The organism is Aquimarina mycalae (assembly GCF_029906345.1).
Lineage (GTDB): Bacteria > Bacteroidota > Bacteroidia > Flavobacteriales > Flavobacteriaceae > Aquimarina.
The window spans coordinates 176,788-203,680 of the sequence record NZ_JARYGY010000003.1; the positions used below are offsets into that span (position 1 = coordinate 176,788).

Below are 26,893 nucleotides of genomic sequence, written 5' to 3' on the forward strand. Positions count from 1 at the left end.
AGGTACAAGAAAATTAGTATTACCTATTGTTAAAGGAGTTGTAAAAAAGTTGTTTGATTGTGTGTTTAAAAATAAAAAAAGCAGATCATAAGCCGGATTCTGTAACCACAAAAGATGGGTCCTTATCATTTATCTAGCTCTGATATTACTATCAGAATCAAACCGCCTACCCTCCAACATTGGGCGCGCAACCCTCAGACGTTGGTTTACATGACGTTGCACCGTATAGAGTTTACCTGGTTTCACTACAGCATTACCTGTACATACTTTCTGCTGCACTTGTCCTCGTCTCACGACGGACGGGAATTACCCGCTATACTGCGCTATGGTGTCCGGACTTTCCTCTCTTTCGACAAATCGAAACAGCGATAAGGTGATCTGCTTGCTGCAAAAATAGTATAATTAAAATATTAAAAAACTAAACTTAGTTTTATTTATTCTCTCCTGTATTATTCATTTTTTTTACAAAATATTCTCTTCTCTTTTGTAGGCTATCCATATTAATTACTTTACTAAAGGAATCATCAAACATGCTCGATTTTTGATTAATGATAGTTGTAATATTATTCAGTACAGAATCCATTTGATATTTTTGTTTATCAAATTCTGACTTAGTAATTCGATCTTTTCTGAGTTTTCTTTTTAATCTCTTAAGATTAATTTGATTTTTGATTTTAATATCTTCTGCTAATTTTAGGTAGGGATTTAGTGCTAAATTATTAGCAATTTTAAAAATTCTAATTTGGCTATTTCCTTTATAAATAAGACTATCAATAACAGTTATAGAATCTTTATAATTTATTTTCAATTCATCTTCCTGTGCAATTACATGGCTTAAAAACATGGATAAAAAACATACCATCAACTTTATGAATAATGATTTTACAATCATGAATAATAGATTTATAATTTTAGGAGGTAAATATATTTTGGTTCAAATAAAAAATACTCACCATATTTGGTGATATTGTTTTTTTGCCAATCTTGTTAATAACTCGGTATAAAAACCAAATCCAACAATTCTTTATTTCCAATCAATTTTTAACTTTGTATCGATGGAGCATTTTATAGTTTCTGCGCGTAAATACAGACCTCAAACCTTTAAGGATGTTGTGGGGCAACAGGCTATTACCAATACGTTACTTAATGCTATTGAGAATAATCATCTTGCTCAGGCCTTATTATTCACTGGTCCTAGAGGTGTTGGTAAAACTTCTTGTGCTCGGATTCTTGCTAAAACTATTAATCAAGATGGTGATGAACATGCAGATGAGGATTTTGCATTTAATATTTTTGAGTTAGATGCAGCTTCAAATAATTCTGTAGATGATATCAGAAGTCTTATTGATCAGGTTCGTATTCCTCCACAAGTTGGTAAATACAAGGTATATATTATAGATGAGGTGCATATGCTCTCTCAGGCAGCTTTTAATGCTTTTTTAAAAACATTAGAAGAACCACCTAAACACGCAATTTTTATTCTTGCAACCACAGAAAAACATAAAATTATACCAACGATATTATCTCGTTGCCAGATTTTTGATTTTAAAAGAATTACTGTTACAGATGCAAAAAATCATCTAATGCAGGTTGCCAAAAGTGAAGACATTACTGCAGATGAAGATGCGTTGCAAATTATTGCTCAAAAAGCAGATGGTGCTATGCGTGATGCCTTATCTATTTTTGATAGGGTTGTAAGTTTTAGTGGTAAAAACCTGACAAGACAAGCGGTTACAGAGAACCTTAATGTATTAGATTACGAAACATATTTTAAGACAACAGATCTGATATTGCAAAATAACATTCCGCAGCTTCTCATAGAATTTAATGAAATTCTTGCTCAAGGATTTGATGGTCATCATTTTATTGCAGGACTGGCATCTCACTTTAGGGATCTATTAGTGTGTAAAAATCAAGCGACTATTAATTTGCTAGAAGTAGGTGAACAAACTAAAGCAAAATATCTAGAACAATCACAGCAATCTCCTCATCCTTTTCTTATAAAAGGTATTGAGCTCGCTAACGATTGTGATCTAAAATATAAAACAAGTCGCAATCAACGACTTTTGGTTGAACTCTGTTTAATGCAACTTGCCTCTGTTCTTACTAAAGACGGAGAAAAAAAAAATGACCAGCCCTACATAATTCCTCCAGATTATTTTAAGGAAAAAGGCATACAACCTATAAAGATTTCACCAGAACTTAAGGAGAAAGCTGAAGAAAAAACAGTCAATACAGCACCCGAAAATGATACGGTTACAGAAATTTCTAAAACACCTATCATATCCAATTCAATTGATACAGAAGTGCTAGAAAAAGCTGCTGTACATACTATTTCTGAGAAAACAGAAACTGCGGCAGCCTCAGAACCTAAACCTATATTAAAACAAAGAGAACACAGAACATCTGGATTATCTCTTAGTAGTATTCGAAAGAAAAAAGAACACGAAGAGAAAAAAGTAGATACTATTGTAGACCCTAAAAACCTTCCTAGTGATGATTTTACAGAATCTGAAATGCAAACTGCTTGGGAAGAATATGGTAAAATGCAGGATAAAAAAGGAGAAAGAATCATTGGATCCATGTTTGCCATGAATATCCCAACATTAGTTGAAGGTAAAATTCACTTAGAATTACCAAATCAATCCATGAAAGTCGATATGGAAAGTGCACTTCCTGGGTTATTTCAGTTTCTTTACAAAAAACTAAATAATTATAGTGTTGCACTAGATATTAAAGTAAATGAGGAAGCTTCTAAAAAATATGCCTTTACTCCACAGGATAAATATGAAAAACTTAGAGAGAAAAATCCACTAATTGACAAATTACGATCTGATTTTGATTTGGATATATAAGTTAGTTTACAAGATATAATATTACTACTCTCTCTAATAATAAAAGGAATAACTAACTATGAACTCTCTAAAACCAATACCAAACCTAAAAAAATTATCTACTCAACTACTAGAAGAAGATTTAACTCACGAAGATAGTATTACGATTATCAATGAGATTCATGGATATTTTAATGAAATAACTACTATTTCTGGGTATGATATGGAATTTAAACATTTAGCTGCAGTTCCTACTGCTAGTGGTATGGCATTATCTTTAAATCATGCAGCGCAATGCTTGTTAGATTATAAAAGAACCATTAAGTTTTTAAAGGGACTTGTTTCCGCTATAAAGGATGCTCAAAAAGAAAAACCAAACCAAACTATCCAAATATTCTATGCTGGTTGTGGTCCTTATGCTCCATTTATCACACTGGTAGCGCCATTATTTGATATATCAGAGGTACAATTTTCTTTATTAGAAATCAATAAAGAATCGCTCGATTATGCAAAAAAGCTAATTAATGAATTATCATTGACAAAATACATCAAAGGATATTATCAAGCTGATGCTGTAACTTTTACAATTCCTGATCCAAATACATTTGATATTCTTTATAGTGAAACTTTAGACGCTTTATTATTTAGAGAATCCTATGTACCTATTTTAGCTAGTATGCTTCCTCAGTTATCTCCTGATATTACAGTAATCCCTACTAATGTATTATTAAAAGTGGATGTAATTAGTAATAACACTAATGATGCATCTTCTGATACTAAAACATACACTATTTTTGATACTCGCCAAGCTATAGGTTCTATAGAAACAGAATTGCCTCAGGGATTTACTGCTACAGATATATTATTCGAATCTAATAAGAGTAATGATCAAATCATTATTGATACTGAAGTACATATCTACGAAAATCTACGATTGACAAGAGGAGAATCTTCTTTGACCATACCCTATGAGATACCCTTAGAAAATCCAACATCACATAAAAAAATATCCTTTACTTACCTGCTTACACCTCAAGTAGGTTTAAAATATGAGTTTTTATAATTAAAAAGCTTCTCTTTGCTGAATTAGTTTTAAAGGCTTCAAAACATTAATTTTGCTTTAATAAATTACAAAAGATAGTATATGCTTGGTCTAAAACTTCCTACCGACCCAAGATGGGTAAATATTGTAGAAAAAAACATTGAGGAAATCCTTACGGATCATGCATATTGTGAACAAAAAGCTACTTCTACAGCGATATCATTAATTGTCAGTTTTCCAGAATATACTGAGCTTGTTCAAGAAATGACAAAATTGGTAAAAGAAGAGATTAGTCATTTTAAAATGGTGCATGATAAAATTATCGCCAGAGGCTGGACATTGGGCCGAGATCGCAAAGATGATTATGTGATCCAATTAGTTACTTTTTTCCCAAAAGGTGGTAGTAGAACTACCCAATTGGTACATCGTTTACTATATGCTGCTTTGATAGAAGCCAGAAGTTGTGAACGTTTTAGATTGTTATCTGAAGAACTAAAAGATCAAGAGCTAGCAAAATTTTACAAAGATTTAATGGTAAGTGAAGCCAATCATTACACTATGTTTCTTGGTTTTGCGCGTACATATGGAGACCGTGAAGAAGTAGATCAAAAATGGCAAGATTTACTTACTTATGAAGCTGAGATTATGAAGGACTTAAGTAAGAAAGAGTCGATCCATGGTTAATAAAAAAAGCCCACATAAAAGTGAGCTTTTTTATTATATGAAATTTGAATTTATATATTCATTTTTTTTATAAACGATACCCAACAGATAATTGAATATTTCTGCTGTTACCATCTAATTCGATAGCAGAGCCATCTTTATCAAAAACATTAGACAAACCAAATGCGTAACGCAGATCAACAAAGAAATTATCTGTAATATTAACTCCTACTCCAGCAACAGCAGCAAAATCAAATGTTCCAAAATCAGGAATATTAGCCTGGTTATCTTCCCATTCCCATATCTTGATTCCAGCTTGAGGTCCTAATTGAACATTAAAAAGATCTGTGATATTATATTTCAATATAATCGGAACTTGAAGGTAGTTTACACGTAAGTCTCTATCCTTATTTCCTTGACCAGAATACTGAAATTCTGGTTGAAGTCTTAATTTTTCGGTTAAGGCAAAATCTGCCAAAAACCCTACTACGACTCCTATTCTACTCTTATCAAGATCACCTGTTATATCATCAGAACTAATTGAGCTAAAATTTGCTCCAACCCTAATTCCATATCTAGATTCTTGCGCTTCGATAGAAGTAATTAAAGTAAAAAAAACGAAAAGTAAAAGTAAAGTTTTATTCATAGCATAAGTATTAATACATATTTGGTTACAAAGCAATTTAAGATAAAAAAATCATTTTTTTAAATCTTTTACAATTTATCGGGGAATTTTCCACTATTTTATTTAAATAAATATCAAAAAAAAGTGTTAGTTGTTGTTTAATTTTTCACTGTATAAAGATTTTATAATACCATCCGTAAGCCCTATTTTAGGAACATAAATTTTTCTGGCATTACTCCACTTCATAGCTGATAAGTATATTCTGGTTGCAGGTAAAATAACATCTGCTCTATCTTGATTTAGATTAAGCTCCCAGATACGCTCTTCATAAGACATTGAATTAAGTAGCTCATAATAGGTACTTAAGTACAAAAATGACAAAGGCTTACCTATACTTTTACCACTATTTTTAAATATATTATTAATATTTCCACCAGACCCTATTAAAGATATCCTAGGATACATAGCTGTAACTCTTTTAATCCAAGCTTCTACTTCTTTCCAAATAGTTTCGGAAACTACATTATTTAAGAGTCTTACTGTTCCTAATTTAAAAGACCTGGAATCGATAGTTTGACCATTATGATATAGAGTGAACTCTGTACTACCACCACCTACATCCACATAAAGATATGTTGCATCAGAATTGATTAATTCATGAAGATCGGTCATTGCAATAATTGCAGCTTCATTAGAACCATCAATAATATCAATCTGTATTCCCGTTTTTTCCTTGATAAGAGCGACCACATCTTTTCCGTTTTGAGCTTCTCTCATCGCAGAAGTTGCACACGCTTTATACCGAACTACTTTATGAGTCTTCATTAATAGTTGATACGCTTGCATGGTATCAATCATCCTATTTATATTCTCCTCAGAAACCTTATTCGTAAGAAATACATCAGCTCCTAATCGGATAGGTACACGAACCAAACTTGTCTTCTTAAATCTGGTTGTTTTTCCTTTCTCCTCATGAACACTGCTAATCAATAATCTAACCGCATTCGAACCAATATCAATGGCTCCATATTTTTCTATAGTCAACAAAATACTTAATTTCCTAATTTTCTTAAATAATAGTCATATGTGGCAATCTGTGATCTCACTTTTACTTTATCGTTTCTAATATAACTATTATCTTGATTTTCTGAAAGTTTCCTTGCTTTGATATTATCGCTCCAACAAATTTCAAAAGAGTCCATTAATTCTTCTTTAATATCATCATCATAAATAGGGCATGATATTTCGACGCGTCTGTCCAAATTTCTACGCATCCAATCTGCAGAAGAAATATATACTTTTGGTGCTCCATCATTATGAAATATATACAACCTAGGATGTTCTAAAAACTTATCTACTACGCTAATAGCTTCAATATTCTCACTCATTCCAGGAATTCCGGGAATTAAACAACAAATACCTCTAACAATCAAATTAATTTTCACTCCTGCTCTACTTGCTTCATAGAGCTTATCAATCATATCATAATCACTAAGACTATTCAATTTTAATTTAATACCAGATGGTTTGCCCGCTTTGCTATTTTGTATTTCATTATCTATTAATTTTACTAATGAGCTTCTGGTATAATGAGGAGAAACTAATAAATGTTTATATCTGCTTACTTTATAATTAATTTCAAAAAATTTAAAAACTTTATTCGTTTCTTTTAAAATCGCTTCATTAGTAGTAAACAAGGTATAATCTGTATATATTTTTGCCGTAGATTCATTAAAGTTTCCAGTACTAATAAATCCATATCGTTTTAACTTTCCACCTTCTTCTCTTTCTATAATGCAAGCTTTACAATGTACTTTCAATCCAGAAACTCCAAATATAAGATGTACGCCTTCTTGCTGCATTTGTTCTGCATAACCAATATTAGCTGCTTCATCGAAACGCGCTTGAAGTTCAATTTGTACGGTAACATTTTTACCATTTTTTGCAGCATTAATCAAAGAACTTGCGATATGAGATATATTCGCCAATCGATAAATGGTAATTTTAATTGTTTTTACCTTAGGATCAATTGCTGATTCTCTTAAAAACTTCACAGTATATGAAAACGTATGATATGGTGTATACTGTAAAAAATCTTTTTTGGCAATTTTTTCTAATAAACTTCCTTGCAAACTTAACCCAGGAATTGGTAACGGCAGTAGTGGTTGGTATATCAAACTCATTTTACCTAAATCAGGAAAATTCATGTAATCTCTACGATTGTGATATCTACCTCCTGGAATAATACTATCCGTATTATCTACTCCCATTTTTTCCATTAAGAAATTAAGAGTATCCTTATCAATCATCTTATCGTACACGAATCGGACAGGCTCCCCATCTCTTCTAGATTTAACACTACTAGATATTTTTTGTATAAAACTTTTACTAAAATCATTGTCAAAATCGAGTTGGGCATCTCTTGTGATCTTAATCATATGTGCAGATGCACTAACATAATCAAAAATACTGAAGTTGATCTGCATACAGTATCTAATAAGATCATCCAATATAATAATATATTGTTTTCCATCTTTTTCTGGTAAAACAACGAAACGATCTGTATTTTTCGGAATCTCAATTAAGGCATAAATTTTCTCCTTAGTTTTTTGATTTAAAATCTTTGATATCGTTCCCTCCTTAGGTACTTTATCTCTTAAAACCAATTTTACCGCAAGATACGCCACACTGTCTTTAAGATGTGGAATCTTATCCAGATCATTTAGAATATAAGTAACCAATGCAGGGCTAACTTTGTTTACAAAATATCCTCTAATAAAGCTATCTTGTTCTGGAGTAACTTGATTTTCATTTATCATGAAAATATTATGCTCTTCAAGTTTTTTTCCAATGGTTTCTATCGTTTTTAAGCTTTCTGACTGTTGCTTAATCACAGTTTTGGTAATATGTTCTAATAACTCACTTGCAGTTTTACCTTTTAGTACATTTTTACCATCTTTTCCTGCAAGATCAATTCTCTTAATAGCTGCATATCGAACCTTGAAAAACTCATCCAAATTATTAGAAAATATACCTATAAATCTTAGCCTTTCTAATAAGGGTACACTATCATCTGATGCTTCCTGTAAAACTCTGGCATTAAATTGTAACCAGCTTAATTCTCTGTTAATATACTTATTCTGTTGATTTTCTGACATTTAACGCAATTCTTTAGGGAATAATGTAAGAAAGGTATTTCCTACAGATATACTTTTCCAATCATTTACTTCAAACTCTATTCCTACCAATCCCGCTGTTGGAAGATTATCAATCACTTTATTTCCATATAGATTTGCTATTGAAGTAAATGCATGATTATGACCGAAAATCATCAAAGTATTAATTTCATCACTACAACCTTTAATCACCTCCATTACCTGATGGCCATTAAAATCATAAAGTTTTGGTTCTAAACTAAATATCGAATCATCAAAATCAAGGTTGTCTAAAATAATTTTCGCAGTTGTTTTAGCTCTTTCGGCATCACTACTCAATATCTTATCTACTGATTTTACTATAGTTTTCAGCTTTTTCCCAATTAAATCAGCATCCCTAAGACCTCGATTATTTAAAGGCCTCTTGTGGTCATCAACATCAAACTCCCAAGAGGATTTTGCATGCCTGATAATATATAAAGTTTTCATAATTACTAAATAATTTTGATTGAGATCGGTTTTATATACGCAAGTTTAAGAATTAGGTTTTACAATTCTGAATATAATAACATAAAAAAGTATTTAATTAAAAAGAGGTTTAACAATAATACAAATGAAACAAAGTAAACAACACATCCAATCTCATAGTACCTTTTAAAAAAAAATGCTTTAAATCAATGAAAATGAGGCCAATAATCACATGCAGTTAATCGATAAAACCGCATTTTATATCGAAAAGAGCACTTTTTCCTTACATAATTAAATGTTAAAATTTAAATTTACCTACGGTTTCCCCTTAGTATGAAGTTGTTTACCCTTATCAATTAATACAATTTATTCGCACAAATTAAGTTAAACAAATAGGGAATAAAAAAGGAAAAGTGGAGAAAGTTTTTTATAAAATGGAGAATCTAACAAAGGTTCATTTCAGCCTCATTTTTATCATATTATATTTTTCTTATAATATATATGGTCAGGTTGAAGTACCTCTAGAAAAAAGGACTGAATTTACCATTAAGGGTGATTTCAAGTTCGTTTCTAATACCATACTAGGTAAAGTTAGTAATGATGATGGAACAGATGTGTTTAATCCTAATAAAAGTTATAATAACGGAGGATTAAATAATCAGTTTAGAATGGGGTTTATCGATATTGATAATAACCCAAATACCTTTAACTCCAGTAGTGCGGATTTAAATATCCCATCTGGTTGTGCCTCAATCAAGCATGTAGGAATCTATTGGACAGCGTCTTATGCAGATGATGTACGAAAAAACGATATTACTTCTATAAAAATAAAGTATCCTGGCAGTTCTACATACAGTACGATTAATAACGGTACGGTTATTCATGATTATTATAACGACCCTAAATCTTTATTTAAGCAATACTCTTGTTATAAGGATATTACCAATGAAGTAATAAACTTAAACGATCCAACAGGAACATATACCGTAGCTAATATTCCAGCAACCACTTCTGAGGTTAATGATGATGAAGTTTTAGGAAATGGGTTAATTGGAGGCTGGACTATGGTTGTGATTTATGAGGATAATGCTAAACCTCGCAAACGATTTTATGTATACGACGGATTTGTAAATATTGATTCTAAGGCAAAACCAGTAGAGTTTTCATTTGATAACTTCCAGACCATTCCTGAAGGAGCAGTACACGGAAAAATTGGTGTGATTTCATACGAAGGGGATAAAGGAATTCGAGGAGATCGTTTTCAGGTAATGTCTAATGAAACAAATAAATATAAGGGTATTACAGACAATACCAATCCTATGAACAATTTCTTTAATGCCAACATTACTGAAAATGGAAAGGATATTACTACTAGAGTTCCTGCCAGTCAAAATACCTTGGGATATGATGCAGATTTATTTGATATAAAAAACCCAAGAAATAGTATAATTGGTAATAATCAAACAAAATCTAGTTTTAGATTATTGACTGATAATGATGGATATTCTGTGATGGCTGTTGCTTTTAGTGTTGAAATTTACGAACCTGCTATTCAGATTATAAAAAGATCTCAATACACAGATAATAATTTTGTTTTTCCGAACGACTTACTAACTCCTAATCAAGAAATAGTATATAGTTTAACAATCAACAATGATGGTAACGACAATGCCAAAAACACAGTTATTAAAGATATACTGCCAGAACATGTGATATTCTCTAAGGAATCGGTTGTTTTACCTTCTAAAAGGATTAAAGTAGCATACGACAAACCTTCTAGAACTGTAAGTTTTACTATTCCTGACAAAATGGTAAAAATAGATAGTGAACCTTTTGAAATCCGTTATTCTATTCAAGTAAATACCAGCTGTGACCTATTAAATGAAACGGGAGAAGTAACTATTGTAGACCAACCCGTTATTGCTGAGTTTAATGGTTCTCTTAATGAAACCAAAAAACAATCTGAAGGGTATAATCATATAAACAAATGTAATCTACCTGATTATTATCAGTTAAAATTAGCTGTCGATATGAGTGGATTAAATTGTCCGAATGCCAATACAGATTTTGTTACAAGAACCAAGGAATTAGAAAAGAATCTTGTAGAAATAAATACAGCAAATAAATCTGAAAATACCGAAAGTACTGGAATTAACAATGAAGATCTAGTACAAATAGAGCAAGATCCTAAGTCTGGATTAACTTCTAATATCAAATTGAGTAAAACTCTAAATGATCTTATAAAATTAAATGAAATCTATTTTGAATTTGATAAATGGGATATTACACCAAGAGCTGAAACTGAATTAAATAAGGTTGTCACTTTAATGAAAGAGGATTACCCAGATATGCTTATCAAAATAGAAACACACTCTGATAGTCGTGGTGATACCGATTATAATCTAACACTATCACAAAAAAGAGCTGAATCTATATACAAATACCTTATTAGCAAGGATATTTCGCAAAACAGAATTTTATCTTATGTTGGGTTTGGAGAAGCTAAGCCTGTAAATAAATGTAAAGATGGAAAAGACTGTTCGGAAGAAGAGTATAGAAAGAATCGTAGGTCAAGTTTTGTGATTATGTAAATCATCATAAAGAATGATATTCTTTATGATATCAAGGAGATAATCTATCAATTTTCCAATTTGTATTTTCTTTATCCAATGTATATCGTATTCTATCATGTAATCGATTAGGTCTGCCTTGCCAAAATTCAAATTCTACTGGCTTAATACAATAACCTCCCCAAAAATCTGGTTTTGGTATTTTCTTATTTTTATATTGCTCTTCTAATGCCGCAAGTTTCTTTTCCAGATTTTCTCTCGAATCTATAATAGTACTTTGATCAGACGCCCAAGCACCCAATTGACTTCCTCGTGGACGAGATTGAAAATATTCAGTGCTTTTTGTTTCTGATATTCTATCTACGAACCCCTTAATTATTACTTGACGTTCTAAATTAGGCCAAAAAAAAGAAATACAAACATTTGTGTTAGCTTCTATGGCTTTCCCTTTTTCAGATTCGTAATTTGAATAAAACACAAACCCTTCATTATCAAAATGTTTTAACAAGACAATTCTTGCTTTTGGGAAACCATCCAGTCCAGTTGTAGCAAGAGTCATTGCATTAGCTTCATCTACTCCACCAGCCTCTTCTACTTCCGTAAACCAATTAGAAAACAAATTAAAAGGAGATTCAGGAAGCTCACTTTTTACTAAAGCCTTTTTATCATAAGACTTTCTATACTCTGAAAGATCTCTATTCATTGTTATTCAATTAATTCTTTTTTAGTATAAATGTAATGCGAAATACTAAATTTTATGTATTCAAAATTCAAAAACTTTACCATCATCTCCAACTTCTACATTATCAAAAACAGTTCGAGCTTCATCTTTAAATTGCTCAATATTATCATAACGTGTAGAGTAATGTCCTAAAATCAAGTTATCCACATTAGCTTTCTTCGCAATTGTAGCAGCCTCTATCGCAGTGCTATGACCTGTTTTATGGCATAAATGTTTATGGCTTTCTAAAAAAGTAGATTCGTGGTATAAGGCAGTAACGTTATTAATTATTGCAATTTTATCTTCATCATATCTCGTGTCACTACAAAAAGCATAACTTTTAACAGGATTCGGATCTTCTGTTAATTCCTCATTTGGAATAACCTCTCCATTATCTAATACTGCATCTTTACCTTTCTTAATTGATTTATAGTAGGATCTATCTATATCATAATTTAACACCTTACTCATCAACAACTTTCTATCTCCAGTTTTTTCTCTAAACAAAAACCCATTACAATAGATGCGATGTTGTAGTGGGATTGTATGCACAATCACTTTTTCATCTTCAAATATTACTTCTGATTCTGAATTAGTTAATTCATGAAAATGTAAAGGATAATCAGTCCATGAACTAGAAAGCTTCAATTGCAGTGTAATTGCTTCCTTTATTCCTTTTGGGCCATAAATATGTAATGGATTTTCTCTATTAAGCATCCTAAACGTAGAAACTAGACCTACTAATCCAAAAAAATGATCTCCATGTAAATGTGAAATAAAAACATGGTTAATTCTAGAAAATTTAACCTTATTTCTTCTAAGCTCTACTTGAGTACCTTCTCCACAATCAATAAGAAAAATATGATTATTAATTTCTAGAACCTGAGAAGTTGGATTTGTAAATGTTCTTGGTGTAGCAGAATAGCAACCTAAAATTGTAAGTTTCAAAATTATTTTACATCTTAATTAACAACTGGGTGAAGATAATCTAATCTCTTATATAAACCAATATCAGCCTCCAAAAGAATTAAAAGTAGTTAGTAATTCCATATAACGTTTTGCCGACATCTTCCTATATCCTGTAGCACCTAGAACTTTACCTTCATTATTTATTACCAAAATTACTGGAAACACCATCCTTTTATTATATCGTTCGGCTAGTTGCATATTTTTCTCTTGCTGAACTTCTGAAAGTCTATTTTTTTTTCTCTTTGGAAAATCTGCTTTTACCCAAATAAAGTTTTCATCTGCAAAATCTTTAAATTTAGGATCAGAAAATATTTTTCTTTCTAGTTTTATACAAGGAGGACACCAATCCGATCCTGTAAAAAGTAATACAATATTTTGATTTTTTTCTTTTGCCAAAGCGGTTGCTTCTTCAAAATCATATTTCCAGTCTTGTGCTTTGGCGGTACCAAAAAACATAGATAATAGCACAAGAATAAATGGGGCGTATTTATTCATAAACGTTAAGACGAAAAAAAACCATATAGATTACAAAATCAAACTACTTTTTTTTTAGAAATCGAGATCTCTTTCTATTTCCTCCATTTCTATAAGATCTAATGCTTCAATAAGCGTAGGAACAATCGTAATTTCCTTAGGAGTTTCATCGTATGAAATTTTATCTGTAACAATAACAAAGGAATGTTTATTCGCTTTATGTTTGTTAGAAATTCTCAAAAACTCATTAATATCATCTATTGAGATTTTTTCTAACGAAAACAGATTAGCAACAATATTATCATTTTTCATAGATTCGTATCTATCTTCAATTCCTTTTACGAACTCTATAATAGTAGTCTTTTCTTGTGTAATTATGGTAGTAGAACCTTCTTTATTAAAAATCATATGTCTATTGTTTTATTTTTGAAGCTAAAAGATAAATAACAGCCATTCTCACTGCCACTCCATTCTGTACCTGATCTAATATAATGGCCTGATTAGAATCAGCAACATCACTCGTGATTTCCACTCCACGATTGATTGGTCCTGGATGCATTATTACAATCTCTTTATCAAGACTATCCAATAGCCTCTTGTTTACTCCAAATTGTTGTGTATATTCTCTGGTAGAAGGAAAATAACTAATTTCCATTCTCTCATTTTGAACTCGCAGCATATTTGCTACATCACACCATTCTAGCGCTTTTACTAAATTAGTCTCTACTTCAACCCCTAACTTTTCTATGTATTTAGGAATCAACGTTTTTGGACCACAAACTTTTACTTCTGCTCCTTGCAGTTTAAGTGCAAAGATATTAGATAGTGCTACTCTAGAATGTAAAATATCTCCAACAATAACTACTTTTTTTCCCTGTATTTCTCCTAATTTTTCTCGTATCGAATACGAATCTAGCAATGCCTGAGTAGGATGTTCATGAGCTCCATCTCCAGCATTTACAATACTTGCATTTACATGTTTAGAAAGAAAAACACCTGCACCTGGATTAGGATGCCTCATTACGACCATATCAACTTTCATAGAAAGGATATTATTAACCGTATCTATAAGTGTTTCTCCTTTTTTAACTGATGACGACGCTGCAGAAAAATTAATTACATCTGCAGACAATCTTTTTTCAGCTAGTTCAAATGATAATCGTGTTCTAGTACTATTTTCGAAAAAAAGGTTAGCAATAGTTATGTCTCTAAGCGAAGGAACCTTTTTTATCGGACGATTAATCACTTCTTTAAAATGATCAGCTGTTTCAAAGATAAGGTTTATATCTTCTTTATTAAGATATTTAATTCCCAGTAAGTGATTTACACTTAATTCGCTCATTCGTTTTTAGTGTTAGTTTATTCTTGAAAATACTATGTGTTAGTGTTTCAAAAATTATTCAATTTTAATTGTTAATTAAATACACTGCATCTTCTCCTCCATTTTCTATCCAGTTAACCTTGACTTTTTCTTGATTGATAGCATCAACTTGTCGTCCTCGATAATTAGGTTGTATGGGTAAATGTCTACTAAAACGTCTATCTATTAATGTCAATAATTCGATTTCCTGCGGTCTGCCAAAAGACTGGATGGCTGTTAATGCAGATCTTATACTTCGTCCAGTATACAATACATCATCAATAAATACCACTCGCTTGTCCTCTACCGTAAATGTTATGTCTGTTTTATTTGCCTCTAATGGTTTTTCTCCTCTTCTAAAATCATCTCGATAAAATGTGATATCCAGATACCCTAATTTAATATCGGTAACCTGATAATCTTTAATTAAAATATCTTTTATTCTATCTGCTAAGAAAATTCCTCTTGGCTGAACACCTACTAGTACAGTATCTTTAAAATGAGTATGGTTTTCTATTAGTTGACAAGCCAAACGGTGCAGAATAATATCTATCTCTTTTGCACTAAGAAGTAATTTTTGACTCATAATCTCCAAATGGATATCTGGAATACAAAAGTAATAAATTTTAGAATGATAATACTAGTATCGCAATAAGTTTTATGATCTATAGATCATATTATAGTTTACCAAAGTACTAGTAAATCCATAAACAAAAAAGACCGTTCAATCGAACGGCCTTTTTAATATATCTGGAAAAGAAAAGATTAGTTTCCTCCTTTTTCCATTTTAGCTTTAAGATCAGCTAGTGCATCGATATCACCAAGAGTGGTTTTTTCTGATGAACTTGCAGCGGCTTTCTTAGCAGCTTGCTTAACTATCTTAGCTTCTTCTTCTTTAAATAAAGCAGTGTGAGACGCTACTACTCTCTTGAATTCTTTGTTGAACTCAATGATTTGGAATTCTGCCTCATCACCTTTAGTAAGCTTCTTACCATCTTCTTTTTCTAGATGACGTGAAGGTACGAAAGCAACGATATCTTCATTGAAGTCAATAGTAGCTCCTTTGTCTACGATCTCTGCAATAGTATTTGTATGCTTAGTTCCTACAGCAAATTCTTTTTCATATTTATCCCAAGGATTATCCTCAGTTTGCTTATGTCCAAGACTTAATTTACGTCCTTCAACATCTAACTCAAGAACTACAACGTCAAGCTTATCACCTACATTAGTAAAGTCTGATGGGTGCTTGATTTTCTTAGTCCAAGAAAGATCAGAAATATAAATTAATCCGTCAATACCTTCTTCTAACTCAACAAATACACCGAAGTTAGTAAAGTTACGAACGATACCAGAATGCTTAGATCCAACTGGGTACTTAGTAGTAATATCTGTCCAAGGATCTGGAGTTAATTGCTTAACACCTAGAGACATTTTACGTTCTTCTCTATCTAATGTAAGAATTACCGCTTCTACTTCATCTCCAACTTTTACGAAATCTTGTGCAGAACGTAAGTGTGTTGACCAAGACATTTCAGAAACGTGAATCAATCCTTCTACTCCTTCTTCTACTTCGATAAATGCACCGTAATCTGCGATTACAACTACTTTACCTTTTACTTTATCACCAACTTTAAGTTCGTTATCTAAAGCTTCCCACGGATGTGGTTTTAATTGCTTAAGACCTAACTGGATACGTGTCTTAGCCTCATCAAAGTCTAAGATTACCACGTTTAATTTCTGATCAAGTTCAACGATCTCATTTGGATGGTTGATTCTAGACCAAGAAAGGTCTGTAATATGAATAAGTCCATCAACTCCTCCAAGATCAACGAATACACCGTAAGAAGTAACATTCTTAACAGTACCTTCTAATACTTGACCTTTTTCTAATTGACCAATAATTTCTTTCTTCTGTTCTTCGATATCAGCTTCGATAAGCGCTTTGTGAGATACAACAACGTTTTTGAATTCGTGATTAATCTTAACCACTTTAAATTCCATTGTTTTACCAACGTAAGCATCATAATCACGGATAGGCTTCACATCGATCTGAGAACCTGGTAAGAACGCTTCGATACCGAATACGTCTACGATCATACCTCCTTTAGTTCTACACTTCACAAAACCGTTTACGATTTCGCCAGTATCATGAGCATTATTTACTCTATCCCAAGCCTTAATCACACGTGCTTTACGGTGAGATAATATTAATTGACCTGTAGCATCTTCACGCACATCAATTAATACCTCAACCTTATCACCTACTTTAAGATCTGGATTGTAACGAAATTCATTTAATGAAATAACACCTTCACTTTTTGCATTAATATCAATAATAGCATCACGATCTGTAATATTGATTACTGTTCCTTCTACTACTTCATCATTTAAGGTGTCAACAAAGTTTTCTGCAACTAGCTTTTCAAACTCTTCAAGTTTAGCATCTGCGATTGGGTCAATACCTTCTTCGTAGTTGTGCCAGTTAAAATCTTTTAAAAATTGCTCAGGATTTTCTTGTTGAGGAGATGCAGCTGGAGCTGCCTTTGGAGCCTCTACTTCCTGAACGTCTGTGTTTTTTGTTTCTTCAGACATTGAAGATAAAATTTGTATTCTGTACTTACTTGAGAATCAAAACGAAAGTATATACAGAAGCGTTAAATTAAATTATTTTTTATCCTTTTTTATTCTCTTATTCGCTAAAAAGGGCTGCAAAAATACAATTTAATTTATTAGAAAACAAAGTATTATCTATTATATCGAATTCTTTAATATTTAATTATCTCAAACTCACTTCTTCTATTGATTTGATGCTCCTCTTCTGTACAAACCTTATCCTTACATTCGATCAAAGGTTTAGATTCTCCGAATCCTTCAAATTGCATTCTTCGGGCATTTACATATCCTACCAATGCAAGATAATTACGAGTAGATTCTGCTCTTTTTTCAGACAGAACCTGATTATACGAATCAGTTCCTCTACTATCTGTATGAGAATCAATCTTAATATAAACGGTTTTATATTTATCCAATTTTAACGCAAACTCATCCAATACCTTTTTAGAATCAGCTCTAATGTTCCATTTATCGTAGTCAAAATAAATCGGTGGAAGATCAAAATAGAGTTTACCATTTCTTTCAATTACCTGTGGACCTACTTTATCTGAAAGCAATTTAAGTCTTAATTCTTCTCCTGTAAGTTCAGCATTCTTCGTTTGTTTACCATCCTTTTGGGTCTTAGCAATTTCTGTTACATTTTCTTCAGAGTTTTCTACTACCTCAGTTTCTTTCTTCTTTTCTAAATAAATAATATAAGTCTCCTCATCTTTCTCTTTAATCAAAATAGGTTTGATTTTAGTATCATACCCATCAGAAGAGGCCTTAAAATTATATTTCCCTGGAAAGATACTCATACTAAAAGACGCAATAGAGTCTAGATCTTTTTCATAAACTGTATTCTTATCATTATCATATAGAATTACACTAGCATTAGGAATGTAATTATCCGTAGCGAACTCCCTTACCTCAAAACTTACCAGATACTCTTTTAAAAATATCTCCCCAATTTGAGAAAAAGAATAAATATCATCATTGGTTTTATGTTTTCTGTTGGATGCATAAAAACCATCTGTTTCATTATAATAGGTTAATGAAAAATCATCATATCCAGAATTAATTGGAGCACCTAAGTTTACTGGTTTAGTAAATCTTCCTTCTTTTGATTCTGAAACAAAAACATCCATCATCCCCAACCCTAAATGTCCATTAGAAGAAAAGAAAAGGTGACCCTCTTTAGAAATAAAAGGAAATTGTTCTCGATTAGCAGTATTTATTGTTTCACCGAGATTGTCTGGTTTTCCGTATGTTCCATCTAGATTAATCTCTGTCACATAGATATCAAATCCTCCAAATCCACCTGGCATATTAGATGCAAAATATAGTTTACTTCCGTCCTTACTTACTGTAGGATGTTCTATACTATAATTTACATTATTAAAACTAAGTTTTTCTGGTGCAGACCATACTCCATTTACTTTTTGTGATTTATATAAATGAATGGCATTATTCTGAATGCTATCAAATCGTTTTCTGCCTTTTTCGGTATTACTTTTAGAAATATATAAGGTATTGCCATCATCAGCAAAGCAAAAATTTCCTTCATGAAGTTTTGAATTGATTTTACCTGGTAAAGAAACAACCTCTGTATTCGTAGTCTTCTGATAAATATTTAAAAAAGGACGATGCGTCCATTTATAATTTTTATCTAATAAGCTATTCGGCTTTCTGTCTGAAGAAAAATAGATTATACTATCTTTCTTAACAGCTCCAAATTCGGATGCATCCGAATTAAAATCTACTGCCATCACTGTATAGTCATCATCCTTTAATTTAAAAGCTTCTATCTCAGCTATAGCATTAGATCTAGAAAGTTCTCTGCCTTCATTTTTTGAATATAATATTAAAAAATCAACTGCTTTTTCATACTTGCCTAGGGAAGATAACACTTGATGCATCATAAAATTAAATGAATTATCATAGGTTTTATCCTTTCCATAAAATTTTCCAGAAGTCAAAATTTTAAGATATCGATAGGCTTGTTTAAATTGAAAGGTGTTATAGTATGCTGTAGAAATATTTTTAAGAATATGTTTTGTATACCCTTCTTGATTTAATTCTTGTTCATATTGTAAAGCTGCATTTACATAATCTCCATTTTCAAAAAAACGATCTGCTCTAGTTTTTCTTTGTGAAAACGTCATCTGTGCGATCAATATAGCTAATACAAGTAGTATTTTAGTTTTCATAATCTAGTAGAATCTTGGAGATGTATATTTGTTACCGAAATTGAGTAAATCAAAATTATATAATAAAATAATTTCGTGACTTCCATTATTATAACCGCTTAGTTGGCTTGTACTAAAATCATACGAATAACCAACCTTTAGATTTTTAGTTATATTAAAACCTGCTAACGCAATAAAAGCATCTTCATAACGATAAGAAACTCCTAACTCAAATCTATTATAAAGCAAAGAGTTCAAAGAGATATCAAATGTTAACGGAGAATCTAATACTTGCTTAATTACCATAGAAGGTTTTAATTTAACCTCATCAACTACATCAAACACAAAGCCAGTTACTCCATAAAGATGTGTTTTAGATTCTGAAACTCCTATCCCATCAATATTTACATCATTAGGTAATAAATTAGGAGAAGATATACCTGCATAAAAATTATTAGAAAACAAAAACAAACCTGCTCCTATATTTAATTGCAGACTGGAATTATTAGCGGCAAATGCTGGATCATCTGCTACATCAGAACCAGAAGCATTGAGTGTAAAACTGTTAATTCCTGCTTTCAATCCATAGGATAGCTTAAACTGGTCAGAAATACGAGTGATATATGCAAAGTCAATATTGAAGAAATTATTATTTGTACTAATTGCTTCACCTATTCTATCATTTACATAATTAACACTTAACTCTATTTTTTCACTCAACGGAATATTTCCAAAAACATTTGCTGTCTCAGGCGAACCATCAATTCCTGTCCATTGCTTTCTGTATAACAAACCTGTTGAAATCAATCCACTCTGGTTAGTAACATAAGCAGGGTTCACCGTACTCATGTTATACATATATTGAGAATATTGTGGTTCCTGCTGCGCATATAATACCGAGCAGAAAACTATCGCTATACTTAAAATTAATCGTGATTTCATTGCTTATCTACTTAGGTAAAAGCTTCCTTGGATTGGAAAATTGTTTTCAAAATTTGGTGTAAAAATGTAGAAATAGGTTCCAGATGGAAGATCATCTCCTAATCGAATCGACACATTACTCTCGCCTCTAAACTCTCCTGTATTTCGATTGCCTTCGTAGACTGTAGCTCCATATCTATTGTAAATTTTTAGATCAAAATCTGGGAATGCAACAGGAATATTAAACTCATCTTCTACAAAAAGATCAAAGGTGTCGTTTTGGTTATTACCATCTGGTGAAACTCCATCTTGAAAATCTAAAGAACATAAATCGCCATTTGAGAATCTTTCTCCCATATTAAGTATATTGATTGCAACAGTTACCCTTTCGGATTCACAATTATCTGCATCAACAGTAGCTATATAGTATACTTGATTATCAAAAAGTAATGGATTGTCGATAATTGGCATATCACTCTCTAAATTAGCATACCAATTGTAATTAAGTACATCCACTTCAATATCATCCAATCTTTTCCCATCAAGAATACAAAATTCTTGATCTGGCACATTGGGTTCTGGTAAATCTACAATCTGTACAGCAACATTTAAAGAAGATTCATCACATGGTAATGCGTTTACAACTACATATCTAAAATTAAAAATACCATTGGTTAACGTTTCGAATTCTAAGACTCCATCTGGTGACAGCGCTTCGGTATTATCAGTATCTTCAAAAACACCTGTTCTAACTGTGTCACTATCTAATAGAGAATATAAATTAACCCGACCATCTATTTTACAGAATGTTTCGTTTCTATCATTACCGATTTCTATAGGTTCCACAATAGCAATACTTACTGTTGTTTGATCTTGAGCACTACAACCAATATTACCGCCAACGGTATACACATAATCACCTGGACCAAGAATTGGTAAAGTATCATCAGAAGCATCAAAAACACCTAGATGATCCATAGAAGTATATCCAAAAGGACCTGTCCAAATTCCCGTAGTATCTGGATCACCTTCTAATAATTCAAAAAGCGTTACGGTTAGATCATCTGAACATAATGTAGTGCTTGTTCCACTTCCTGCTCCTGCATTTGCTTCTTTAAAAATAGTAAAGGATAAATTTGCACTATCTGCACACCCATCATCACTTGCTGTTGAGTATGTAAACGTAAAAGTTTGTTGATTATCAATCTCTGGAAACACAAAAGTGTTATCAATCACATCTCCATTATTATTTGTCCAAACACCAGTTGTTACAATTGTATTAAACCCATTGGTTCTTAACAAGCTTCTTAAATCAACACTTTCTTCAGTCTCACAGAAATTAAGTCCATCCGTATCTTCTCCAGGATAATCAACTCCCAATATCTGAATGGTTACCTGCGTAGTGAGTATTGAACAATAAGGTTCACAATACCTAATACCATCTGGTTCTGAAAATGGAAAACAAATTTCTGACAAAGAGTTTGGACAGTTGATACTAGGATGCACAGCATACTCAAACACATAAGTACCAGAATCATTTCTACCATAGGATACTCTTCCTAAATATTTATCAGGGTCATCGAATGTAGTATTAAGATTTAAATCAGAAGGTCCTGACACCAATCTCCATTGAACATATCGATAATTATCATAAATAAAATCTACTCCATTTTGGTTAGTAAATTCTAATAAATTGAATAGTCTCAATGTTTGTGTCCCACTATTAGGGCACAATTCTACAGGCGAATTAATTTGCTGAAACGGCTTGAGACGTTCATGAATCCTAAAAGTAATATCTGTAAATTGATCCATACAAACTCCTGATCTTTGTTCCACTGTATATCTAAACACAAAACTCTCACATCCAAAATCCAAATTATTACCGCCATCAATAATATTCTCATATATTTCTTTAATATTAATGGTAGAATCTCCCACATCAGAAATTTGGTTTGTTGGGTCAAAAAATGACGACCAAAAACCTTCTATATCTTCGTCTTCTAAATATGTGTCATCTCTAAGATCTATATCTAAATCATATACTCCTGCTAAAATATCTTCCTCACAAATTTCTATAAAAGCTCCAGTTCCAGCATCTACTTCTCTCACCACGGACACCCTAACAGTAGTTTCCATACTCAGAGCACAAGGAGATATACCTGGAACTTCATATGTAAATTCAAAAACTTCTTGATCAACCAATGGCAAACCAGGTTGGTATGGAATTTCCACCATTAATTCAGATCCAGAAATGCTTATAAAACTTGGGCTTGTACCGTTATAAGTCCATTCTCCATTTAGATGCGGTGGCGGGATTAAATCATTAGAAATTAATGCATTATAAAGATCAAAAGGTTCTGTATCACAGGTCTCTACATTTACATTATTTATACCAAATGGAGGTAAGGCCACTCCAGAATATGGCCCCAGAATTAGGCGAATAGTTAAGGCAACATCATCTCCGCAATCCATATTACGAAGTTCAAACGTATAATCACTGATAACTTCTGTAGACCGTTCTAATGACCATAAAGATACATTTCCTGTATTAGGATCGAGTGAAATAGAAAATCTTGGATTAACAGACCAAGTACCGTTCTGAATGGTTAATCCTGTTGCGGTTGTATATTCATCATACAAATTAATGATTCCATCAGGATTACCATCAGTATCAAAATCAACGGTGGTCATATCACACACCGATATTTCCTGAACTAGATTACATTGAGAAATGATTTTCCCAAAGCCTCCTAAGAATATTAATAAAATGAATAGTAATCTTGTTTTATATTGTTTCAAAGTTTATTGGTTTATATGTTAGTGTCATTTCGACCCTATTTGTTACTAGCCAAAATGAAATAAAATTTTCGACCAATACGCAAAAAGCGGCAAAAATATGAAATATCATTAACATATTGTTAACACATTGTAATATGTTTCTGTAAAAGTGTTTTTTAAACTCTTGATTTTAAAACAGCTACAATATCATTTAACTTATAACCCTTTGCTTGCAATAAAATTAGATAGTGAAAAAGCAAATCTGCACTTTCATCTAAGAATAGTTTTTCATTATCATCTTTTGCTTCTATGACTACTTCTACTGCTTCTTCTCCTACTTTTTGAGCAACTTTATTAATTCCTTTTCTGAATAATGAAGCTACATAGGATTTTTCATCATCTTGATTTTCTTTTCTATTCTGTATGGTATTTTCTAAATCAGTTAAAAAGCCAAAAGATTGCTCATTAGTTTCATTCCAGCAGGTATCAGAGCCTTTATGACAGGTAGGACCTACAGGATCAACCATAACCAACAGTGAATCCTGATCACAGTCATTTTTGATATTTACCAAATTCAGAAAATTTCCACTTTCTTCTCCTTTTGTCCAAAGTCGATTTTTGGTTCTACTAAAAAAAGTGACTTTTTTAGAATCTAACGTTTTTTGATAAGCCTCTTCATTCATATAACCTAACATCAAAACATTCTTAGTAGTTGCGTCTTGTATAATTGCAGGAACAAGTCCATCATTATTTTTATTGAAATCTATTTTCATATCTATTTCTTATACACTTCGACAAGCTCAGCGTGACAGGAAAAAATCCATCAGTCTGAATTTATCAAAAATTTATATTGTTATAATCTTACAGGAATTTTATTTGTTCTTAATTCCTCTTTTAAATCTTTAATTTCTATTTCTTTAAAATGAAAAACACTAGCGGCTAATGCAGCATCAGCTTTTCCTTCTTTAAATGTATCTACAAAGTGTTGTACATTTCCTGCTCCGCCTGAAGCGATTATAGGGATATTTAGTTCTTCTGATAATTTAGACAATGCTTCATTTGCAAAACCATCTTTAGTCCCATCATTTTCCATAGACGTGAATAAAATTTCTCCAGCACCTCTTTCTTCTACTTCTTTCGCCCAATCGAATAAATTAAGTGCTGTTGGTACCTTTCCTCCTACCAAATGTACTTTCCATTCTCCATCGATTCGTTTCGCATCAATAGCGACGGTAATACACTGGCTACCAAATTTACCTGCTAAATCATTGATTAACCGTGGATTTTTAACAGCCGATGAGTTTACTGACACTTTATCTGCTCCATTTTGAAGTAATATATCAACATCTTCAATTGAAGAAATACCTCCACCTACTGTAAAGGGGATATTCACTTTTTCTGCTACCCTAAGTACTAAATTCGCAAGTGTTTTTCTTCTTTCTTCGGTTGCAGAAATATCCAGAAACACTAACTCATCAGCTCCTGCTTCAGAATATATTTGTGCAAGCTCTACAGGATCTCCCGCATCTCTAAGATCTACAAAATTGACACCTTTTACTGTACGTCCGTTTTTTATATCCAAACAAGGAATAATTCTCTTTGTAAGCATTAGTTATTTTTATTTTTTGTGTTTAGATCGATTCCTTCATAAAAACCTAAACTTTTATTTTTTAATTGTTTTGTCCAAAACGCAATTTGTCCTGTATGATAAGAATAATGCTCAGTAACATGGATAGCAATCCCAATACCAGAGAAATTAAATCCTTGAACCTCTCGTTTTCTCATCCATTCACTATACGTACAATCCTGTATAACCTCTTTTGCTTCTTCAACGATATTTGTAAGTTTATACAACAGTTCTTTTTTTGAAAAACCTTCTTGAGCAGAAAACTCAGCATCTCGCTCTCTTTTATCTTCTTTATTTCCCAAAGATGAAATCGCATACTGTGTTATATTTCCGCATAAGTGCAGTATAAGATTACCTATACTATTAGAGGATTCATTAAATCGTTTCCAAATATCATTTTCAGAAAGTTGATTAAAGCTAATAGTCACCATTCTAGTACTTTCATTTAATCTATAAATGATCTGTTCTGTAAACTCATTAATTACCTCTTCGCTCATCCTTATATCTTTTCTAGTATGTAATTTTCTAATTGCTTTAAACTAATACGGTTTTCATAGATTGCTTTTCCAATAATAGTTCCTTCACAACCAATTTCTGCTAGTTTTGGTAGTTCATCAAAAGTCGATATTCCACCAGATGCGATTAGTTTTATACCTTCTATTTCTGTCAGCATTTTTTTGTACAAGTCAAAAGAAGGTCCTTCGAGCATTCCATCTTTGCTTATATCTGTACAAATTACATACGAGACACCTTCTTTTTTATATTCTCTTACAAAAGGAATCAATTCCTTATCACTTTCTTCTAACCAACCACTTACCGCTATCTTTTCATTATGCGCATCTGCACCAAGAATAATTTTATCATTCCCAAACTGAGATAACCATGATTTAAAAGTTTCTGGTTTTTTTACAGCGATACTACCTCCTGTAATTTGATTCGCGCCACTATCAAAAGCTATTCTTAAATCCTCATCTGTTTTTAAACCTCCACCGAAATCAATTTTCAAACTTGTTTTAGATGCGATTTGTTCTAACACTTTATGATTTACAATGTGTTGGGACTTTGCTCCATCTAAATCAACTAAATGTAAATATTGAATTCCATGATCTTCAAATTCTTTAGCTACTTCTAATGGATTTTCGTTATATATTTTTTTAGTGTCATAATCTCCTTTAGCGAGCCGAACACATTTTCCGTCTATGATATCTATTGCTGGTATTATTCGCATGTTTAGTTGTTGGTTTTTAGTTGTTGGTTTGATAACGAAAGAAAGTTCTCAAGAATTTTTGAACCTATAGCGCTACTTTTTTCTGGATGAAACTGAGTTCCATAAAAATTATCTTTCTGCAATGCTGTGCTATATGTAATTCCATAAGTAGATTGTGCAATGGTTTCTTCTGTTATTGGTGCATAGTAACTATGAACTAAATAGATATATTCTTTTTCTGATACTTTATCAAATAATAGAGATTTTAAAGATTCTATCTGGTTCCATCCTATCTGTGGTACTTTAACATTATTATTAAACCGTACTACATCTGTATTAAAAATTCCCAAACCTTTTGTATCTCCTTCTTCGGTATAATTACACATCAACTGCATTCCTAAACAAATTCCTAATACAGGTTGTTTTAATTGAGGAACCAAAACATCCAATCCAGATGCTTTTAACTTGCTCATTGCACTACTTGCTTCGCCTACACCAGGAAAAATAACTTTATCCGCTGCTTTAATTACTGATGGATCATCGCTTAAAACTGCTTCATACCCTAATCGTTGAATTGCAAACTTAATAGATTGAATATTTCCCGCTCCGTAATTTATAATTACTATTTTCATTTATATTAATGAGTATTAAGTTATGAGTACAAAGCATTACGTATTCTTTTTTTTAAATAAAAAGTT

General features: G+C 31.9%; 24 protein-coding genes and 1 other RNA gene. 4 read left to right on the forward strand and 21 right to left on the reverse strand.

What is annotated here, in order from left to right; all coding sequences use genetic code 11:
• Positions 1-73 precede the first annotated feature (73 nt).
• Both rnpB and QBK95_RS08575 read right to left on the reverse strand, forming a co-directional pair.
• Positions 74-385: RNase P RNA component class A (rnpB, locus tag QBK95_RS08570), an RNA gene on the reverse strand.
• Between the two features lie 45 nt (positions 386-430).
• On the reverse strand, positions 431-892 hold the full coding sequence (locus QBK95_RS08575) for a hypothetical protein (protein ID WP_280932618.1): 462 nt from the start codon (positions 890-892) through the stop codon (positions 431-433).
• 163 nt (positions 893-1,055) lie between these two features.
• Between QBK95_RS08575 and QBK95_RS08580 the strand changes: the two genes are divergently transcribed.
• The 3 genes from QBK95_RS08580 to QBK95_RS08590 all read left to right on the forward strand — a co-directional run bounded on the left by QBK95_RS08580 (position 1,056) and on the right by QBK95_RS08590 (position 4,560).
• Positions 1,056-2,855 (forward strand): DNA polymerase III subunit gamma/tau, encoded by a 1,800-nt coding sequence (locus QBK95_RS08580; RefSeq protein ID WP_280932619.1) that lies wholly within the window; start codon positions 1,056-1,058, stop codon positions 2,853-2,855.
• Between the two features lie 58 nt (positions 2,856-2,913).
• Positions 2,914-3,897: an SAM-dependent methyltransferase gene (locus tag QBK95_RS08585; RefSeq protein WP_280932623.1), complete on the forward strand. Its 984-nt coding sequence runs from the start codon at positions 2,914-2,916 to the stop codon at positions 3,895-3,897.
• Positions 3,898-3,978: 81 nt separating this feature from the next.
• On the forward strand, positions 3,979-4,560 hold the full coding sequence (locus QBK95_RS08590) for a MiaE family protein (RefSeq protein WP_280932625.1): 582 nt from the start codon (positions 3,979-3,981) through the stop codon (positions 4,558-4,560).
• A gap of 67 nt (positions 4,561-4,627) precedes the next feature.
• Here the strand turns inward: QBK95_RS08590 and QBK95_RS08595 are convergent, their stop codons facing one another.
• The 4 genes from QBK95_RS08595 to QBK95_RS08610 all read right to left on the reverse strand — a co-directional run bounded on the left by QBK95_RS08595 (position 4,628) and on the right by QBK95_RS08610 (position 8,808).
• Positions 4,628-5,185 (reverse strand): porin family protein, encoded by a 558-nt coding sequence (locus QBK95_RS08595; RefSeq protein WP_280932629.1) that lies wholly within the window; start codon positions 5,183-5,185, stop codon positions 4,628-4,630.
• 126 nt (positions 5,186-5,311) lie between these two features.
• Positions 5,312-6,211, reverse strand: coding sequence for a Ppx/GppA phosphatase family protein (locus QBK95_RS08600; protein WP_280932631.1), 900 nt, complete (start codon positions 6,209-6,211; stop codon positions 5,312-5,314).
• A gap of 5 nt (positions 6,212-6,216) precedes the next feature.
• Entirely contained in the window at positions 6,217-8,322 is a 2,106-nt protein-coding gene (ppk1, locus tag QBK95_RS08605) for a polyphosphate kinase 1 (RefSeq protein ID WP_280932633.1), read from the reverse strand.
• Positions 8,323-8,808 carry a SixA phosphatase family protein gene (locus QBK95_RS08610; RefSeq protein WP_280932634.1) on the reverse strand — a complete coding sequence of 162 codons (486 nt, stop codon included), beginning with the start codon at positions 8,806-8,808 and terminating at the stop codon, positions 8,323-8,325.
• A gap of 413 nt (positions 8,809-9,221) precedes the next feature.
• On the opposite strand from QBK95_RS08610, the gene QBK95_RS08615 reads away from it, so the two are divergent.
• Positions 9,222-11,378, forward strand: a complete 2,157-nt coding sequence (locus QBK95_RS08615) for an OmpA family protein (RefSeq protein ID WP_280932636.1) — start codon at positions 9,222-9,224, stop codon at positions 11,376-11,378.
• A gap of 31 nt (positions 11,379-11,409) precedes the next feature.
• Here the strand turns inward: QBK95_RS08615 and pdxH are convergent, their stop codons facing one another.
• From pdxH to hisH, 15 genes are all read right to left on the reverse strand, one after another.
• Positions 11,410-12,060: a pyridoxamine 5'-phosphate oxidase gene (gene pdxH / locus QBK95_RS08620; RefSeq protein ID WP_280932638.1), complete on the reverse strand. Its 651-nt coding sequence runs from the start codon at positions 12,058-12,060 to the stop codon at positions 11,410-11,412.
• Positions 12,061-12,120: 60 nt separating this feature from the next.
• Positions 12,121-13,026 (reverse strand): ribonuclease Z, encoded by a 906-nt coding sequence (locus QBK95_RS08625; RefSeq protein WP_280932641.1) that lies wholly within the window; start codon positions 13,024-13,026, stop codon positions 12,121-12,123.
• Positions 13,027-13,089: 63 nt separating this feature from the next.
• The gene (locus tag QBK95_RS08630) at positions 13,090-13,542 is read right to left on the reverse strand and encodes a thioredoxin family protein (protein WP_280932643.1); all 453 of its coding nucleotides are present in this window, start codon (positions 13,540-13,542) and stop codon (positions 13,090-13,092) included.
• Positions 13,543-13,596: 54 nt separating this feature from the next.
• Entirely contained in the window at positions 13,597-13,929 is a 333-nt protein-coding gene (locus QBK95_RS08635) for a ribonuclease Z (RefSeq protein WP_280932645.1), read from the reverse strand.
• A 4-nt stretch (positions 13,930-13,933) separates the two neighbouring features.
• The gene (locus tag QBK95_RS08640; RefSeq protein ID WP_280932647.1) at positions 13,934-14,863 is read right to left on the reverse strand and encodes an aspartate carbamoyltransferase catalytic subunit; all 930 of its coding nucleotides are present in this window, start codon (positions 14,861-14,863) and stop codon (positions 13,934-13,936) included.
• A 64-nt stretch (positions 14,864-14,927) separates the two neighbouring features.
• Positions 14,928-15,467 carry a bifunctional pyr operon transcriptional regulator/uracil phosphoribosyltransferase PyrR gene (pyrR, locus tag QBK95_RS08645; RefSeq protein WP_280932649.1) on the reverse strand — a complete coding sequence of 180 codons (540 nt, stop codon included), beginning with the start codon at positions 15,465-15,467 and terminating at the stop codon, positions 14,928-14,930.
• Positions 15,468-15,646: 179 nt separating this feature from the next.
• Entirely contained in the window at positions 15,647-17,473 is a 1,827-nt protein-coding gene (gene rpsA / locus QBK95_RS08650) for a 30S ribosomal protein S1 (RefSeq protein WP_280932651.1), read from the reverse strand.
• A 173-nt stretch (positions 17,474-17,646) separates the two neighbouring features.
• Entirely contained in the window at positions 17,647-19,683 is a 2,037-nt protein-coding gene (locus QBK95_RS08655) for an OmpA family protein (RefSeq protein ID WP_280932653.1), read from the reverse strand.
• A gap of 3 nt (positions 19,684-19,686) precedes the next feature.
• Positions 19,687-20,604, reverse strand: coding sequence for a PorP/SprF family type IX secretion system membrane protein (locus QBK95_RS08660; protein ID WP_280932654.1), 918 nt, complete (start codon positions 20,602-20,604; stop codon positions 19,687-19,689).
• Between the two features lie 3 nt (positions 20,605-20,607).
• Positions 20,608-23,382, reverse strand: a complete 2,775-nt coding sequence (locus tag QBK95_RS08665; protein WP_280932656.1) for a T9SS type B sorting domain-containing protein — start codon at positions 23,380-23,382, stop codon at positions 20,608-20,610.
• A gap of 155 nt (positions 23,383-23,537) precedes the next feature.
• Positions 23,538-24,134 (reverse strand): bifunctional phosphoribosyl-AMP cyclohydrolase/phosphoribosyl-ATP diphosphatase HisIE, encoded by a 597-nt coding sequence (gene hisIE, locus QBK95_RS08670; protein WP_280932658.1) that lies wholly within the window; start codon positions 24,132-24,134, stop codon positions 23,538-23,540.
• Positions 24,135-24,214: 80 nt separating this feature from the next.
• Entirely contained in the window at positions 24,215-24,970 is a 756-nt protein-coding gene (hisF, locus tag QBK95_RS08675) for an imidazole glycerol phosphate synthase subunit HisF (RefSeq protein WP_280932660.1), read from the reverse strand.
• Positions 24,970-25,485 carry a DinB family protein gene (locus QBK95_RS08680; protein ID WP_280932663.1) on the reverse strand — a complete coding sequence of 172 codons (516 nt, stop codon included), beginning with the start codon at positions 25,483-25,485 and terminating at the stop codon, positions 24,970-24,972. The genes hisF and QBK95_RS08680 overlap by 1 nt, the downstream gene beginning before the upstream one ends.
• 2 nt (positions 25,486-25,487) lie before the next feature.
• Complete coding sequence (hisA, locus tag QBK95_RS08685; RefSeq protein WP_280932665.1) at positions 25,488-26,216, reverse strand: 1-(5-phosphoribosyl)-5-[(5-phosphoribosylamino)methylideneamino]imidazole-4-carboxamide isomerase; 729 nt, start codon at positions 26,214-26,216, stop codon at positions 25,488-25,490.
• A gap of 2 nt (positions 26,217-26,218) precedes the next feature.
• A complete protein-coding gene (gene hisH, locus QBK95_RS08690; protein ID WP_280932667.1) occupies positions 26,219-26,827 on the reverse strand; it encodes an imidazole glycerol phosphate synthase subunit HisH in 609 nt (202 codons plus the stop codon).
• Positions 26,828-26,893: the final 66 nt, after the last annotated feature.

Bases quoted from the DNA above. Each gene is read 5' to 3' on its own strand.
- QBK95_RS08575 (WP_280932618.1), bottom strand. From the start codon at position 892: ATGATTGTAAAATCATTATTCATAAAGTTGATGGTATGTTTTTTATCC.
- QBK95_RS08580 (WP_280932619.1), top strand. From the start codon at position 1,056: ATGGAGCATTTTATAGTTTCTGCGCGTAAATACAGACCTCAAACCTTT.
- QBK95_RS08585 (WP_280932623.1), top strand. From the start codon at position 2,914: ATGAACTCTCTAAAACCAATACCAAACCTAAAAAAATTATCTACTCAA.
- QBK95_RS08590 (WP_280932625.1), top strand. From the start codon at position 3,979: ATGCTTGGTCTAAAACTTCCTACCGACCCAAGATGGGTAAATATTGTA.
- QBK95_RS08595 (WP_280932629.1), bottom strand. From the start codon at position 5,185: ATGAATAAAACTTTACTTTTACTTTTCGTTTTTTTTACTTTAATTACT.
- ppk1 (WP_280932633.1), bottom strand. From the start codon at position 8,322: ATGTCAGAAAATCAACAGAATAAGTATATTAACAGAGAATTAAGCTGG.
- QBK95_RS08610 (WP_280932634.1), bottom strand. From the start codon at position 8,808: ATGAAAACTTTATATATTATCAGGCATGCAAAATCCTCTTGGGAGTTT.
- QBK95_RS08615 (WP_280932636.1), top strand. From the start codon at position 9,222: ATGGAGAATCTAACAAAGGTTCATTTCAGCCTCATTTTTATCATATTA.
- pdxH (WP_280932638.1), bottom strand. From the start codon at position 12,060: ATGAATAGAGATCTTTCAGAGTATAGAAAGTCTTATGATAAAAAGGCT.
- QBK95_RS08630 (WP_280932643.1), bottom strand. From the start codon at position 13,542: ATGAATAAATACGCCCCATTTATTCTTGTGCTATTATCTATGTTTTTT.
- QBK95_RS08635 (WP_280932645.1), bottom strand. From the start codon at position 13,929: ATGATTTTTAATAAAGAAGGTTCTACTACCATAATTACACAAGAAAAG.
- QBK95_RS08640 (WP_280932647.1), bottom strand. From the start codon at position 14,863: ATGAGCGAATTAAGTGTAAATCACTTACTGGGAATTAAATATCTTAAT.
- pyrR (WP_280932649.1), bottom strand. From the start codon at position 15,467: ATGAGTCAAAAATTACTTCTTAGTGCAAAAGAGATAGATATTATTCTG.
- rpsA (WP_280932651.1), bottom strand. From the start codon at position 17,473: ATGTCTGAAGAAACAAAAAACACAGACGTTCAGGAAGTAGAGGCTCCA.
- QBK95_RS08655 (WP_280932653.1), bottom strand. From the start codon at position 19,683: ATGAAAACTAAAATACTACTTGTATTAGCTATATTGATCGCACAGATG.
- QBK95_RS08660 (WP_280932654.1), bottom strand. From the start codon at position 20,604: ATGAAATCACGATTAATTTTAAGTATAGCGATAGTTTTCTGCTCGGTA.
- hisIE (WP_280932658.1), bottom strand. From the start codon at position 24,134: ATGAAAATAGATTTCAATAAAAATAATGATGGACTTGTTCCTGCAATT.
- hisF (WP_280932660.1), bottom strand. From the start codon at position 24,970: ATGCTTACAAAGAGAATTATTCCTTGTTTGGATATAAAAAACGGACGT.
- QBK95_RS08680 (WP_280932663.1), bottom strand. From the start codon at position 25,485: ATGAGCGAAGAGGTAATTAATGAGTTTACAGAACAGATCATTTATAGA.
- hisA (WP_280932665.1), bottom strand. From the start codon at position 26,216: ATGCGAATAATACCAGCAATAGATATCATAGACGGAAAATGTGTTCGG.
- hisH (WP_280932667.1), bottom strand. From the start codon at position 26,827: ATGAAAATAGTAATTATAAATTACGGAGCGGGAAATATTCAATCTATT.